The organism is Burkholderia sp. HAN2018, assembly GCF_024704855.1.
GTDB lineage: Bacteria > Pseudomonadota > Gammaproteobacteria > Burkholderiales > Burkholderiaceae > Burkholderia > Burkholderia cepacia.
Window position 1 is genome coordinate 59239 of record NZ_QOBB01000013.1, and the last position, 14266, is coordinate 73504.

The window sequence follows — 14266 nt, forward strand, 5'->3', positions numbered from 1 at the left end:
TCCAATTCTTGACGCCCAGTGCATGCTGTTTCGACTCTACGAAGAGCTCTTTGTAGCGTTGACGGGTGTGCCGTCCGGCAAGGTCGGTTCAGAGCAGGAAATTAAATCGCGAATGCTGGCACGGTTCGGAGATGGCAACATAGCCCATTTTGATGAAATCAATGCGGCAGCTGGTGAACTAGAACAGTTCTACCGCGAAAATTCAGCGTCAATGTTTCGTGCCGGAAAATCACTTGGTGGTATTAAAGTGGTATCGGGCGGTCAGCGGCGCTACGGACCGTCAGCACTTTCGGCAACTCGGATCGCTGGTCTGTATTGCGACACCCAATTGATACCCGATCCGGTTTGGCCATTTTTTGCAGAAAACCTTCACCTCAATGCGTTACACCTACAACTAGCTATCGCGTTATTTTATATTCTGCCACTTCGTCCACTGGTGGATGCACGACTTTCGGTACCTCCAATCTTGGTCTTCCCTAGTTTCGAGGAGAGATTGGAGGCAAATGACGCAATGACTCAGGCTGGCATCGCATCTCTTGCCGTAAAAGTTATCGTCCCCGCCTGTAACGCGAATATGAGTACGATCGACGAACTGTTCGAGTACGTCAAAAAATACGAACAACCGTTCCTCGACGCAATAACGCGTGAAAGGCTGTTCGTACCGCCTGGAGTTGAACCTACCGCTGTAGGCACAGCAGAGGAGGCGGCAGCCATCTATCTGCAAGAGTTAAAGGGAGTGCGCGACCAGGAAATGCTTGGAAAAATGGAGAAGCTTCCGCGAGGCGTCCTTGTACTTAACGGAATTCTGGAAAGATTACGCCCTCAATACCACCTTGCAGAGAACGCTGAGGAGCTTAATAGTCAACCAATGCTCAGCACACCCGTGCATTGGTACTACTTCGAGCTTTGCGCACAGGCTGAAGCGCGAGAACTCATAAAGCAACAAGTACTGTCTAGGGAAGCATTCGATATTCTTCGAGCACTTCAAGATGACAGTTTGACCTGGTTGGGCAACGTGCCTATAGCAGGTCTCGTTGAGCTTCGAGAACGCATGGAGCACGCGGAACTTCGCGAACAATTGAAGAAAATCACAACTCAGTTGACTGCGGCGGGTCCCGCCGAACTTGAAGCTGTAGCGCGGGAAGTCCGGCATGGGTTGGACTTGCTGATTCAGCGCCAGAAGAAAGCAATAAAGGACATCGAAGACAAATACTCACCGAAATACTGGGCTGCAGGAACAGGTAGCGTTATTGGAATCGCCGCTGGTGCAAGTATGTTTTTCATGCCAGCTCTCGCAGCCGCCGCCGGCGTTAGTGCTCCAATCGCTAGTATGGTGGGTGCGATTGGTGGCGGAGGTATCGCGATGGCGAAGGACGCAGTCGGCCAATTTGTAGAAAAGCGCAGAGCACGAAAGAGTATGCTCGGTATCCTCGCAACGGCGCGAGCGACTTCAAAGTAGTGCTGCACACGGAGCGGTACCGACGCTTGAATGTCCGACCGACTACGGATCAGAACGGCGGCTTGTGGCCGATCGTGGCCTGCCGCCGCCCTGCAACGCGCGACTGGCGCAGATCGACCCATTGCTGACGGTCGAGCCGTCACGGCTACAACGGCAGGAAGCAAAGTGGAACGGACATTCCGCGTGTTTCTCTGTGGATCCACCTTGGGAAAGCCTTATGTCAAAATCGACGTATTCGCTTTTTTCTGCCGAGAGCACAATGTTCCGAATGGATCAAGTTCGCCGATTAATTAATCGAAAATGGTATTAAAGCAAGAGCGACAGCGTGCTTCACACTGCGTAAAAATTAGTGGCTTCTAAATTAACGGGGAAAATAATGGGTGATTTTGTACAGCTAGTTCAATCTGAAGGTGTTGACGGCCCGCGTCGGACCAAATTTACAGAAAAAAAGTGGAAAGCCGCATTTGATAGCGTGAAATCGCCTGATGTCGCTGACCGGCGTTTATATGATGCCGCCTTGGTGATTCACGCGAAGCTTGGGAATATTCGTAGCAGATTAAAGCTTTCGACAACAAAAGATCTCACTACGACAGAAAAAGTGCGAGCGTTTGTTGCTGCTGCAAATCACGGCTTTCTTGTCGCGCAAGAAAAGACCCGAGAGGCGTTAATCGCAGTGGGAAGGGAGCTTGCGCAGCGAAACGACGACGGGATCCGTCCTGACGACATTTTCGCGGAAGTCAAACTTGAACTGCCCGGCGGATTTGAATGGTCGCCCAATGAAATTGTTGAGAGCCTCGTCGAGGGAATTGAAATTCCTATCAAAGTTGCATTGCAAGGTGATCCGGATCTGAGCGGAAATCCGCGCATGGCGCAGATTTCGTGGAAAGACATTCTATTGGAACTCAATCTAGGGATCACGTATCGTCACACGGAAGATCTCTGGGATGATTGTCTTTGGAATGGCTATAGCGTACTAGAGGTGAAAAATAGGACGGTGTTTGTTCCGAAGGACATAGATGTGAAGCGAGGTCAGGCCGTCGGTATTGCCAGACGACACACTTTGTGGACCGGTTTTTCGCTTCAGGCAAAGATGTTACATCGTGAATACGCTGCTCGGGGCGCAACTATGCGCATTCGAGACATCAAGGCGATACGCAAAGAAGGTAGAAAGCAAGTAATTAGCGTTTCAAGACTGGGCGAAAGCTCAGAGGCGCAAGAGGATCAGGTATTACTGAGAATGCTAGCAAATGAACCGTACTATCAGGAACTACTTGAGAAAGACTTGCCGTCTCTAGAGGGTGTGACACTCACAGAGATCCTCGACGCATGGGTCGTTATATCACGTGCAGCTCAAATGCTATTGGAGACCATCTCCGATCATGAACGCGCTGCTAACGATCAAGAGGCTCCCACCCACACTTGGTTGCCGGCGTTTGTTCCCGTGTTGCAAACCGAAGCACTGGTTCAGGCAATTTCGTCCGCCGCAGCTATCGCGCCGGCCAAAGGGCGAAAGATCGTCGATTTCTTTACCTTTTATGGGAAGGCCGGGCAGGAGATCTGGGATTCCCCGCTGGTACCCGTCGGTTCAAAGGTAGTCGCACCGGTTTTCGCCGCAATTGTTAACCCAAATTTGAGAAGATTGGTCGACATTTGGATGCGGCGCGGCGGGATTGACCTCGAAGTCCGAGGAGATCCCTTCGAAGCGCATGTCAGATCGAAGATGGTAGCAGCCATCAATGCTTCCCCCGTTCTGGCAGGCAAGGCTGTTTGCATTGCAGACAACTATGTGTTTAGTCCGTCGGCAGGTCGATCCGAGCAGATTGATTTGATAATCGTGATCGGTTCGACCGTTCTGGTTGGTGAGAGCAAGTGCATTCTCGAACCTACTGAAGCGAAAGCGCTTGCCATGCACCAACGCACGGTTCTTGGGGCCGCGGATCAGGCCTTGCGAAAAGCAAAGGCCTTGACGGATAACCGGAGTGATTTCGTAACTGATGTCGCGCGGCTCGGGATAAAGCTCCACGAGGACTTCAAAGTTGTACCACTTGCCGTCGTCAGCACGTCGACCCATGTTGGTATTCCCGCCAAGGGGGTTTCGGTTGTGGATGAGTACATTCTCGGTAAGTATCTCGAAGGTGAACTCGAAGACGCTGGTCTGGATATGAGTAACCTCGCGGTTGTAAAGCGGATTAAACGGGTTTTTTATTCCGACCTTGCTGAAGCCGAAGCACGTGTGGCGGATTATCTTGCTTCTCCACCTCAGGTTCAAAGGCTGCGAGACGGGGTCAAGGTTCGTCTCGTGCCGCTGCATGCAATCAGTGAAACCGACTGGGAGGGACTGGTACTCACATTGGAGTGCGTTCCCCGGTCTAACGCTATTACTGCCGACGCGAACCTTTGAGGAAACCGGCCGCTGGCACCAAGCCGGTCCAACCGCGGCAAAGGTCGACGACTTTGATGCAGCCTTAGGTCGATAGGCTGGCTGTTTGCGGAGTGGAGCGGCCGTCTGAATGTGTCGGCACTGCATAAAACGAAAGTCGCTTTATGGCCGGCAAGCGACCGCTTGCCGGCCGTGATGCCATCAAACCTCCGTCTGCTCCGCCATCTCAAGGGCATCGTCGACCTCGATGCCGAGATAGCGAACCGTACTTTCCAGCTTCGTGTGTCCGAGCAGCAACTGCACCGCCCGAAGGTTCTTCGTCCGCCGGTAGATCAGCGAAGCTTTTGTGCGGCGCATCGTATGGGTTCCGTATGCAGTATCGTCAAGGCCAATCGATGCAATCCAACGATGTACCAGCCGGGCATATTGCCGCGTCGACAGATGCGGTGACGTGTGCGACCGACTCGGGAACAGAAAAGCCGCTGCCTTCAGTCCTCGCGCTTCGATCCAAGCTTCGAGGTTCTCACGGGTCTGTTCCGTGATCTCGAATTGCACCGGCCGCTGGGTCTTCTGCTGCATGATTGTCGCTCTGGACGCCACGTGGCTTCCGTGGCGGACATCTTGAACCAGCAACCGCGTAAGATCGCACGCTCGGAGCTTGCTATCAATTGCGAGATTAAACATCGCGAGCTCCCGAAGGTTCGGCGCCATTTGAAGTCGCGTCCGAATCGCCCAGATTTCTCGGAGTTTTAACGGCGGCTTCTGCCCGGTGAGCTTGGCCTTGTTCCATGGCGCACGGTCACGAACGACGACATTCTCGGATTCCATGACAATCTCCTTTTAAGCAAAGGGAGATTGAGTGCGCGCTTTATCCGGCGGGCGCTATCGACCCGGAGCAGCCGCTCAACGAAATACACTTCCGAGGTCCGCTCCTGGCGCACAGGAGCCATTCGTCGAACCTGAACGCCTTCAATGTCTGTCACGTCATATCGCCGAAACGCAATTGCGTTTTGAGGTAGTTCAGAAAAGCTTGCAGCTTGGGCGAGGGAACCAGCTCTCGCGGAAACAGTGCGTTCAAATCCTGCGGTGGACCTATCCATTCGGGCAGCACTCTCAATAAGCGCCCTGCCTCGACTTCGGGAGCCATGCTGGCATCCATAGCCAGCAACAAGCCTTTTCCGGCGCGCGCGGCGTCAAGCATAAGTGCGGGGTCGCTGGCGACGATCGCCGGTTCCAGCGCATAGTGAGTCGCCTTCCGTCCCGGCTTGCGCAGGGGCCAGGTATAGCCGCTGTCGCTACGAGCCTGATGAAGTGCGAGCGCAGGATGGAGCCGGAGTTCATCGGGAACGGCTGGCGCACCGTGCCGTTCGACATAGGCGGGACTCGCATAGACCGACGTCGAAAAAGTCCCGAGCCGCCGCGCCACGAGACTGGAATCGGGAAGGACGCCAAGGCGCAGAGCGACGTCCACTTCGTCATCGAAAAGATCCAATGGCACGTGCGTCGCCAGAATATCGAGCCGCACATCGGGATAGCGAGAGGAGAATCCGGCGATCAATGGCGCGATCCACGTGACGCCGAACGAATACGGAAGCGTCACGCGCAGCCAGCCTGCGGGCGTGCCGCGAATACGCTGCACGGCATTCTCTGCCTCGTCGAGCTGTGTGCAGATAGTGCGGCAGTGCTCGAAGTAAGCCGTACCGGCCTCGGTCAGACGCAGTTTGCGCGTGGTCCGGTGCAACAGGCGCGAACCGAGGTGCGCCTCGAGTTCCCGCACTCGCCGGCTGACCGTCGTCTTGGGAATCTGCAACGCGATCGCTGCCGCAGTAAAGCTGCCTGATTGCACGACGCGAATAAATACAAGCGTGTCGTTGAGATCCCTGGTCATCGACGGCAATATCCGGACTGAGTATTTGTTGATGGCTTGAGCCTAGCATAGAGATTGTGCCGCTGATGGCTCAATCTTTGCTGTAAGAACGGGCTAATCACGAGCCCGCGCCTGCAATATCTTGTCGCCTTCAACCTGGAGGCGCACATGAATCTCAGCGAATACACAAGTCACGATGCAATTGGGCTTGCAAAACGCGTGTCGGACCGCGAAGTCACGCCTGCCGAGCTTGCCGAACTCGCCCGTTCGGCGATCGAGGCCGTCAATCCCGCGATCAATGCGGTTATCGAGCACTGGCCGGCCAGCGATAGCGGAGGCAACCCGGAACACTGCACTGGTCCGCTTGCTGGCGTCCCGTTTCTGATCAAGGATCTTGCGGTTGCCATGAGCGGTAAGCGGCTGGAACTCGGGAGCCGGCTCTCCGGTGACGTTGTCGCCCCGGCCGATTCGTGGCTCATGTCGCGGTTCCGCGCCGCTGGACTCGTTACGATTGGCCGCACGACTACGCCCGAAATGGCGTTCAGCACGACCACGGAATCCACGCTCCAGGGTGCGACGCGCAATCCCTGGCAGCCGGATTCGAGCGCCGGCGGTTCGAGCGGTGGCGCCGCCGCCGCCGTCGCAGCCGGCGTCGTCCCACTCGCGCATGCTACCGATGCCGCCGGCTCGATACGGGTGCCGGCAAGCTACAACGGCTTGTTCGGACTCAAGCCGACGCGCGGGCGCAGCTCGAACGGGCCAGCCCTCGACGAAGTCTTCGCAGGATTTGGTGTGCAACTTGGCGTGAGCTGGAGCGTGCGGGACAGCGCCGCGCTACTCGATGCGATCCAGGGGCAGGCGATCGGCGAGCCTTACCTGACCGCTGCGCCGGAGTACAGCTTCCTGTCGCAGGTCGAGCGCGAACCTGGCAACCTCAGGATCGGCATGATGACCGATCCGTGGAGCGCGGATCGAACCGACCCGGCAATCGCGGCAGCGGTGGAATCGACGGCACGTTTCCTGGAAGAACTCGGTCACACAGTATTCGAAGTGCGGCCGTCACTGGGTGTCTCGTGGGACGCGTTTGTGCAGATGAATGCGACGATCTGGACGGCGACGCTGGTCGGCTGGATCGAGGGCCTTGCTGCCGCAACGGGACGCCCGATCGATGAGACGACGCTGGAGCCCGCCACATTGGCCTGTTATCGCTATGGCAAGGAAGAAAAGGCGTCCGCATTCGCCGCCGCTCTGGCGATGCGCAACGTTGTGACACGGGCTGTCGGGCATTGGTTCGAAGACTTCGATGTGCTGCTAACGCCGACGCTGCCGCAAATGCCACCGCGCATTGGAGAGTACGGCGAGGGCGCGGAATCGATGAACGGCCTCGAATGGACTCAGCGAGTATTCCGGCATTCGCCTCTTACCCCGCCGTTCAATGTCGCCGGTGTTCCCGCGATGTCGGTGCCGCTAGCAAGTCATCCCGAAACGGGTCTGCCGATCGGGATGCAGTTCGCGGGAGCATTCGCGCGAGAAGATAAATTGCTGCGACTCGCAGGGCAGCTCGAACGCGCACGGCCGTGGATCAATCGGCGGCCCGTAGTTTGGGCGGGACGTCAGGAGTAACCGCGACAACGAGTGCGTTTCATGCGGGCGGCCCGGTCCGCCCGTCTTTGCCTGCGCTCTCACGCAAAGGTAACCTGCCGCCGAACCGTGAACATCTACGCGTTCATGGATTGTCGACGATCTTGCTGCTGATATCGAACGTCCCTTCCTGCGGCGGCAGCCGCTTGCTCTCCCCAGCACCTGGCCAAAGATTGTTGAACGTCTCTATAACCCTTCTTGCGCGAACGTGACCGATTCGCTTGCAATCGGCGTTTAACCCGGAATTCATCACCAGACGAATTCGTGCGATAGCAGGTCACCAATCGCATTCAGAACGTGTGCTCGTAATTCAGTCGAACGTGAACCGTGTCGGCACTGCTATGGCGAATGTGCTTGACGAAGGTCAACCAGGTGAAAGCTGACCGCGCGAAAAATTGCCGTGTACGAGATCGTCGGTTGTCACTGGGGGACATTCATGAGCACCACCACTTCACCCGTCCAGGCCGTCCCCGCTCTGCGGCGGGTGCTGGTCGCCGTCGACGGTTCGACCGCATCCGCGCATGCACTCGCGTATGCCAAAGCGTTCCTCCCATCGAATGCGGCGGTGCACATCATCAGCGTTGCGGATAATCCGAGAACGCTCGTCCCGCTCGGGTCGAAAACCATGGCGTTCCTCGAATCCGCGCGCGTCGAGTTGCTCAGGGATGCATCTGATGCGGTGTCGCGCGCCAAAGCCGCAATGGATCGCGACGATCTCGTCATCGACACGGAAGTCATCGACCTCGCCACACGAGGCGGGGATGTCGTGAATGCACTGGCCGACAGCGCGCAAACCTGGCAGGCCGAACTCCTGATCGTCGGCGCACGTCAGCATCATGGCTTGCTCGGATGGGTCGAAGGGACGGTTTCCGGCCCGCTCGGCAAACTCATCGGATGCCCGCTGCTCATCGTTCCGGAAGGTTTCGCGTCGGTTGCCGAGCATCTGCCACGGCGGATGCTGTTCGCCGTTGACGGAAGCGCGATCGCACTCGACGCATTGCGGACAGGGTTGGCATTCTCGCGGGTCGACACCGAATTCCGTGCGATATACGTGGTTGATCGCCCCCCAATGCTCGGCGACTTCGTCCTTGGCGGGGCACTGGAAGAAGCATTGATCGGCGAAGGAAATCATGTGCTCCAGGGTGCCACGGCCATAATCGAAGGCACGGCCAGACATGCGCAGTCGCAACTTGTTCACGCAGATCGAGCCGGCGCGGACGTTTCCCATCTGATCGTGCGCGACGCGCTCGAATGGAATGCGGACATGATCGTCATGGGCACTCACGGGCGGCGAGGCGTGACGGGCTGGCTCGTCGGCACCGTGGCCGGGCGCGTGGCGCGCATCACGAAAACTCCGGTCCTGCTCGTCCATGCGTCGCGTGCGTGACGCGCTTCGTCGTCACGCATCCGCACCCACGGCGTGGAACAGTTCCTCCTCCTGAGCGCAATGCAGGCGCACGATCGCTTCCAGCCCGTACAACAAGCGCTGTATCGCCTGCACCTGCATGGTGTTCGTGCCGTCGCGCGGCAGGTCCGCGACCATTTGTCTGAGCGATCGGACCATCTTGAAGATCTCCCGGTGCGCGCCGCTCATCGCAGCCAGCGGGTCCTCTCCGCCGAGAAGCGGGGCAAGGCGCGCGTAGACGTCCCGATCGTCGGCGCGTTCGTGCGGCAGCAGCCGTTCGTCGAGCGAGTCGATCATGTGGACCAGCTCGCTGGCGATGGCGGCCCCGGATAGTCCCGGCAGACGATCCGCGAGATCCCTGATCTGGTCCAGCAACGGTGACAATGCCGTGTGCTCGCGCCTGAGCTGCTCGACGTCGACATCGTCGAGCCGGGCGTTCGTCGGCCTCGGGCGATCCAGCAACACGCGCAACGCATTGACGATGACGGCGACGTCGATGACTTCCTGAATCACCGCGCCGGCAATCGGCTGCAGGAATCCGGCCGCCGCAATCGTCATCGCGACGACCGACAGCGACATGCCGGCCACCACGCTCTCGAGTGCGATTCGGCGCGACCGTCGCGCGATACGTATCGCATCCACGAGTCGATCCAGCCGATCGACCAGCAATACCACGTCGGCCGCTTCGGGTGACGCGGCCGCCCCCCGCGCACCCATCGCGATACCGACGTCGGCGGCCGCCAGCGCCGGCGCGTCGTTCACGCCGTCGCCGACCATGATCGTCACGCCCTCCTTGCGCGCGGCCTGAATCGCGACGAGCTTGTCCGTCGGCGTCTGCTCGGCACGCACGTCGGTGACACCCAGCAACTCGCCGACGGCCTGGGCGATGTCCCGCCGGTCGCCGGTGAGCATGACGAGGCGCTCGACGCCTTCGCGCTTGAGCAGCCGCAATGCCCGCGGTGTTTCCAGCCGCACCTGGTCGGCCATTTGAATCGCGCCGATCATGACGCCATCCGCGCCGACGAATACGGCAGCCCCGCCCTCGCTGACGACGCGTGCCAGGAATGCGCCGCTCCACGGCGCATTCGTCGCGAATGCTGACACGTATTCGAACTTGCCGATCGCAACGGTCCTGTTGTCGACCCGGCCCGTCACGCCTTCGCCGGCCGTTTCGATGACGGCCGACGGCAGCGACAGGTCGATGCAACGTTCGTGCGCCGCGACCGTCAGCGCGTCCGAGATGACGTGGCCCGACGCTTGGGCCAATGACGCGGCCAACCGCAACACATCGTCCGCTGCGACGTCAGCGCCGCACTCGATCGCAACGATGCGTGCACGTCCTCCCGTCAGCGTCCCGGTCTTGTCGAAGAACAGAGTTGTCGCTTGTGCAAGACGCTCCAGCGCACCCCCGCCTTTGACCAGAATGCCGCGTTTCGAACAACGCGACATGCCGGATACGATGGCGACCGGCACGGCGAGGATCAATGGACACGGCGAGGCCACGACGAGCACGGCAAGCGCACGTGTGACGTCGCCGGTCAACAGCCATGCGATTCCCGCGACGAGCAGCGATGCGAGCACGAAGAATGCGGCGTAGCGATCCGCGAGACGAACGGACGGGCTGCGCTCGCGTTGCGCACGCTCGACCATACGGACGATGCCGGCAAACGTGCTGTCGCTCGCCGTCGTGCGGGCAATCATTTCGAACGGGGCGCCTGCGTTGACCACGCCGCTGCATGCGTTTTCCCCGGAACGGCGTCGCAGGGTGGACGATTCGCCCGTCAGCATGGACTCGTCCAGTTCCGCGTCGCCGGTTAATGTGCCGTCGACGGGCACGAACTCGCCGCTCCGCACCAGCAGCCTGTCGCCGGGGACAAGGGTGTCCGGCGCAACCGAGCGCCATTCCCCGTTCTCGAAACGGGTTGCCTGCCGGGGGGCGCGGCCGAGCAGTGCGCTCATCTCGCGTTGCGCGCGGTCCTGCGCATACCGCTCCAGCGTCCGCCCGCTCGCCAGCATCAACGCAATCACCGCCGCCGCAAGCGTTTCGTCGAGCACGACCGCCAGCGCGATCGCGAGCCACGCGAGCACGTCGATGCCGGCCTGCCGCCTCATCACGGCCTTGACCAGCGAGACCGTCAACGCGAGCAGGACCGGCAGCGTCCCCAGCAGCCAGGCGAATCGCGCGAGCGACGGCTGGCCGAACGCCACGCATACGCCGCCGCCGGCGAGCGTGGCGGCCGCCAGAATCAGCAACACGAGATCGATCGACCAGGGGACTCGGGACATGGCCATTGCTCCGATCGCCGTGCATGGTGGTGTTCGCCGCATCCGGTTTCGGTTGCGGACGGCGTGGCATCAGTCTAGGAAGCGCCGCGCTTTGAGCATTGACATGGGTCAGGACGGCGTGCCTCCCGTGAACGACCGGCACGCCGCGTTGCTTGACGTGAGTCAAGCCATCGGCCTCTTTCCTCAGCAAAATTGAGCCGTGACACCGGATGGCCTGGAGTCGATATCGTGCTGACGCTGGCTGTACTCTTCGTGCTGATTCTTCTGCTGAATCTCATGCCGGCGTTCGCCCCGCCCACGTGGATGGCGATGTCATGGGTCGGGTTCAACCTGCCCGATGGCAATCCGTTCATCTTTGCCGTTGTGGCGGCCGGCGCGGCGACGACCGGCCGTGTCATTCTGGCGACCTTCGCGAGAGCGCTTGTCCACTCCCGCTGGATGCGGGAATCCGACCGCGAGAATATCGACGTCGCCACGCGCTGGCTGCGACAGCACCGGACCGTCACCGCCGGCGCGTTTTTCTTCTACGCGTTGAGCCCGCTGCCGTCGAACTACCTCTTCATTGCATACGGGCTTTCCGGGTTGCCACTCAGAATCATCGCGGCGGCGTTCTTCATCGGCCGCGCAACGACCTATGCGATCTGGGCGCATCTCGGCCGCTTTGCATCGACCCGGCTGGACGTGGAATCAGAACTCGAAGGCACGTATCTCGGCGGCTACTTCGTCGTCACGCAACTGGTCTTGCTCGGCCTCGTGTTCGCGCTGATGAAGCTCGATTGGCGGGCGCTCGTCAATGAACGCCGGTTGACTTTCAGACGCGGCCGTCATCCGCGCGGTTCCGATTGACACGCGGCGCACGCAATCTTTCGATCGAGTGCATCGTCCAGCCGCTTCCGGCTACCGAACGCGCATCCCGGAGGCGACCTCGGGGAGGCTCTCGCGGCTCCGTGGATCGACGTGCGTCACGGCATTCAGGACACCGTGATGCTTCATTACGCGCGCACGCGCGTCCACCGCAATGTCGTGCCCTTGTGCGACCGTAAGATCAGCGTCGATGTCGAGATGCACGTCCACGAGGATCAAGTCGCCGGTCTTGCGCGTGCGCAGGTCGTGTACGTCGAGCACACCACGTGTCGCAACCAGCGTTGCGCGGATCGCCTGCACATCTTCATCGTCGGCCGCCCGGTTCATCAGATCATGCAATGCGTCCCAGCCGAACGTGGCGCCCATTTTCACGATCATTCCGCCGACGATGCCGGCATCCGGTGAAATAACCGTCACGGCTGCGTCGGCGCACACATACGTCACGATCAGTTGCCACCGGGTCGAGGGCATCATGCTATTCGTTATTCTGAAACGTGTCGGCGACGGATTTGAAAATGGCTGCCGCATTGAACGCCCGCGCATTCCCGGCAAAAACTTGCACCTGAATCAATACCTCGCGGATCTGCTCGACCGATATGCCGAGATGCAAGGCAGCGCCAGGCTGGAAACGCAATTGATTCTCGCAGCCGCCCGTGACACTGATTACTCGAAGCGTGACGAGGTGCGGCGTCTTCAGATCAATGCCGGGCCGGCGATACGCGTATCCGCAAATGTCCAGACTCTTTGCAAATCGCGCGAACTGCGGGGCTATATTTTCGGGTAAACAAAGTCTGGTAAAGAAAAAATATTGGAGCGCGTCACGCAGCGGTTCGCACATCCCCGGCAGCGCAAGGGGCGTGACAGGGAGGGGGGAGGGGGGCGGGATTCTCGCCCACGTCATATCGATGACAGAAATCGTTGTTTGCGGGTACATCGTGCGGCACGCTAGATTGGCCGAACCGGCGTCGATGCCTGCCCGGTGCACAGTCATGCTCGACGCGGATCGACGTGGAGGCCGAAGTCGATGAGCCGCGACATGGTGTCTCCGCCCAAGCGGGATTGCCCCCGCGCAAAGCATCCCCCGCACGTTTCCGGTGACCAGGTGGCGTTGCGCACATGGCACCGCCCGCCGAGAGGCACATCTTTTCGACACCGCATTGACGACGACTTCATCCAATCTCCGAGTAGATCGACGGCATCGCGTCGCGCGGCCGCCCGTCCTGACGGCCATCGGCGTGTCGAAGCGCTTCGGCGCGACGACCGCGCTCGCATCGCTCGACCTGTCGATCGGCGCCGGCGAGGTCGTCGCGCTGATGGGGGCCAACGGCGCGGGCAAATCGACGTTCGTCAAGATCCTGAGCGGCGTGATCCGTCACGACGGCGGCACGCTGACGCTGCGCGGCACGCCTTACCGGCCCGCGTCGCCGCACGCGGCGAAGCAGCTCGGCATCGCGACCGTGCATCAGTCGGTTGCCGACGCGGTGGTGCCGACGCTGTCGATCGCCGACAACCTGCTGCTCGACCGGCTGTGCGATCCGGCATCGCCGTGGCGCGTGCCGCCGGCCGCCCGGCGCGATGCCGCCCGGCCGCTCGCCGAACGCGTCGGGCTCGATGCCGACCTGGCGGCGCCGCTCGCGTCGCTTTCGCTGGCGGACCAGCAGCGTGTGACGCTCGCGCGAGCACTTGCCGGGCAGCCGGGCCTGCTGATCCTCGACGAACCGACCGCGAGCCTGTCGGCGCCGGAGGCCGAGCGCCTGTTCGCGCTGCTCGATACATTGCGTGACGAAGGCGTCGCGGTCCTGCTGGTGTCGCACCGGCTCGGCGACCTGCGCCGTATCGCCGATCGCGTCGCGATCGTGCGCGACGGACGGATCGTCGCCGATCTCGCCGCACCGGTCGATTTCGACGCGGCGGTCGAAACGATGGTCGGGCGGCCGTTGCCGAAGGCGCGTGCGCCGGGCCCGGCGCCGATCGCGCGGCCCGGCGACGGCGGCCTGAGCGTGCGCGGGTTGCGCCTGACGCAGGCCAGCGCGCCGTTCGATCTCGACGTGCGGAGCGGCGAGATCGTCGCGATCGCGGGGCCCGTCGGCGGCGGCAAATCGCGCCTCGCAAACACGATCTTCGGCACCGTGCGCGCGGCGCAGGGCGCGATGACGCTCGACGGCAGGCCGTGGCGCCCGCGTTCACCTGCCGACGCGATTCGCGCCGGCGTGTTCCTCGCCGGCGAGGACCGCTGGCGTACGTCGCTGTTTCCCGACAGCGTGCCGTTTGCGTCGATCGCAGGCACGATCAGCTTCCCGTTCCTGTCGCGCTGGTTCGGCGGCGGCGCGGTGCGCGCCGCGCGCGAGCGCACGGCCGCCGCCG

10 protein-coding genes and 1 pseudogene are annotated in these 14266 nt (G+C 60.7%); 6 read left to right on the plus strand and 5 right to left on the minus strand.

Going from position 1 to position 14266, the window contains the following annotated elements; all coding sequences use genetic code 11:
- The first annotated feature begins 22 nt into the window (after positions 1-22).
- Together DPV74_RS05225 and DPV74_RS05230 are read left to right on the plus strand one after the other, a co-directional pair.
- Positions 23-1459, plus strand: coding sequence for a hypothetical protein (locus tag DPV74_RS05225; protein WP_240439927.1), 1437 nt, complete (start codon positions 23-25; stop codon positions 1457-1459).
- 376 nt (positions 1460-1835) lie between these two features.
- Positions 1836-3860: a hypothetical protein gene (locus DPV74_RS05230; protein WP_162922953.1), complete on the plus strand. Its 2025-nt coding sequence runs from the start codon at positions 1836-1838 to the stop codon at positions 3858-3860.
- A gap of 180 nt (positions 3861-4040) precedes the next feature.
- On the opposite strand, the gene DPV74_RS05235 is transcribed toward DPV74_RS05230, so the two are convergent.
- Both DPV74_RS05235 and DPV74_RS05240 read right to left on the minus strand, forming a co-directional pair.
- Positions 4041-4667 (minus strand): tyrosine-type recombinase/integrase, encoded by a 627-nt coding sequence (locus DPV74_RS05235; protein ID WP_119336691.1) that lies wholly within the window; start codon positions 4665-4667, stop codon positions 4041-4043.
- Positions 4668-4818: 151 nt separating this feature from the next.
- Complete coding sequence (locus tag DPV74_RS05240; protein ID WP_119336692.1) at positions 4819-5727, minus strand: LysR family transcriptional regulator; 909 nt, start codon at positions 5725-5727, stop codon at positions 4819-4821.
- Positions 5728-5874: 147 nt separating this feature from the next.
- Here DPV74_RS05240 and DPV74_RS05245 point away from each other — a divergent pair, with 147 nt between their 5' ends.
- Together DPV74_RS05245 and DPV74_RS05250 are read left to right on the plus strand one after the other, a co-directional pair.
- A complete protein-coding gene (locus DPV74_RS05245) occupies positions 5875-7329 on the plus strand; it encodes an amidase (protein ID WP_119336693.1) in 1455 nt (484 codons plus the stop codon).
- Positions 7330-7783: 454 nt separating this feature from the next.
- Positions 7784-8734, plus strand: a complete 951-nt coding sequence (locus tag DPV74_RS05250) for a universal stress protein (protein WP_119336694.1) — start codon at positions 7784-7786, stop codon at positions 8732-8734.
- A 12-nt stretch (positions 8735-8746) separates the two neighbouring features.
- Here the strand turns inward: DPV74_RS05250 and DPV74_RS05255 are convergent, their stop codons facing one another.
- Positions 8747-11038, minus strand: a complete 2292-nt coding sequence (locus tag DPV74_RS05255) for a heavy metal translocating P-type ATPase (RefSeq protein ID WP_119336695.1) — start codon at positions 11036-11038, stop codon at positions 8747-8749.
- A gap of 228 nt (positions 11039-11266) precedes the next feature.
- Here DPV74_RS05255 and DPV74_RS05260 point away from each other — a divergent pair, with 228 nt between their 5' ends.
- Positions 11267-11884: a hypothetical protein gene (locus DPV74_RS05260; protein WP_119336696.1), complete on the plus strand. Its 618-nt coding sequence runs from the start codon at positions 11267-11269 to the stop codon at positions 11882-11884.
- Positions 11885-11935: 51 nt separating this feature from the next.
- Here the strand turns inward: DPV74_RS05260 and DPV74_RS05265 are convergent.
- Positions 11936-12292, minus strand: a pseudogene (locus tag DPV74_RS05265) (cation diffusion facilitator family transporter); the annotation flags it as partial.
- Between the two features lie 85 nt (positions 12293-12377).
- Positions 12378-12893, minus strand: a complete 516-nt coding sequence (locus tag DPV74_RS05270; RefSeq protein ID WP_240439928.1) for a carboxymuconolactone decarboxylase family protein — start codon at positions 12891-12893, stop codon at positions 12378-12380.
- Positions 12894-13059: 166 nt separating this feature from the next.
- Here DPV74_RS05270 and DPV74_RS05275 point away from each other — a divergent pair.
- On the plus strand, positions 13060-14266 hold a 1207-nt coding region (locus tag DPV74_RS05275), incomplete at its 3' end, for an ATP-binding cassette domain-containing protein (RefSeq protein WP_162922954.1).

What these genes read in the sequence shown, in the direction of transcription:
- DPV74_RS05225 (WP_240439927.1), top strand. Translation starts at nt 23, where the DNA reads ATGCTGTTTCGACTCTACGAAGAGCTCTTTGTAGCGTTGACGGGTGTG.
- DPV74_RS05230 (WP_162922953.1), top strand. Translation starts at nt 1,836, where the DNA reads ATGGGTGATTTTGTACAGCTAGTTCAATCTGAAGGTGTTGACGGCCCG.
- DPV74_RS05235 (WP_119336691.1), bottom strand. Translation starts at nt 4,667, where the DNA reads ATGGAATCCGAGAATGTCGTCGTTCGTGACCGTGCGCCATGGAACAAG.
- DPV74_RS05240 (WP_119336692.1), bottom strand. Translation starts at nt 5,727, where the DNA reads ATGACCAGGGATCTCAACGACACGCTTGTATTTATTCGCGTCGTGCAA.
- DPV74_RS05245 (WP_119336693.1), top strand. Translation starts at nt 5,875, where the DNA reads ATGAATCTCAGCGAATACACAAGTCACGATGCAATTGGGCTTGCAAAA.
- DPV74_RS05250 (WP_119336694.1), top strand. Translation starts at nt 7,784, where the DNA reads ATGAGCACCACCACTTCACCCGTCCAGGCCGTCCCCGCTCTGCGGCGG.
- DPV74_RS05255 (WP_119336695.1), bottom strand. Translation starts at nt 11,038, where the DNA reads ATGTCCCGAGTCCCCTGGTCGATCGATCTCGTGTTGCTGATTCTGGCG.
- DPV74_RS05270 (WP_240439928.1), bottom strand. Translation starts at nt 12,893, where the DNA reads ATGACTGTGCACCGGGCAGGCATCGACGCCGGTTCGGCCAATCTAGCG.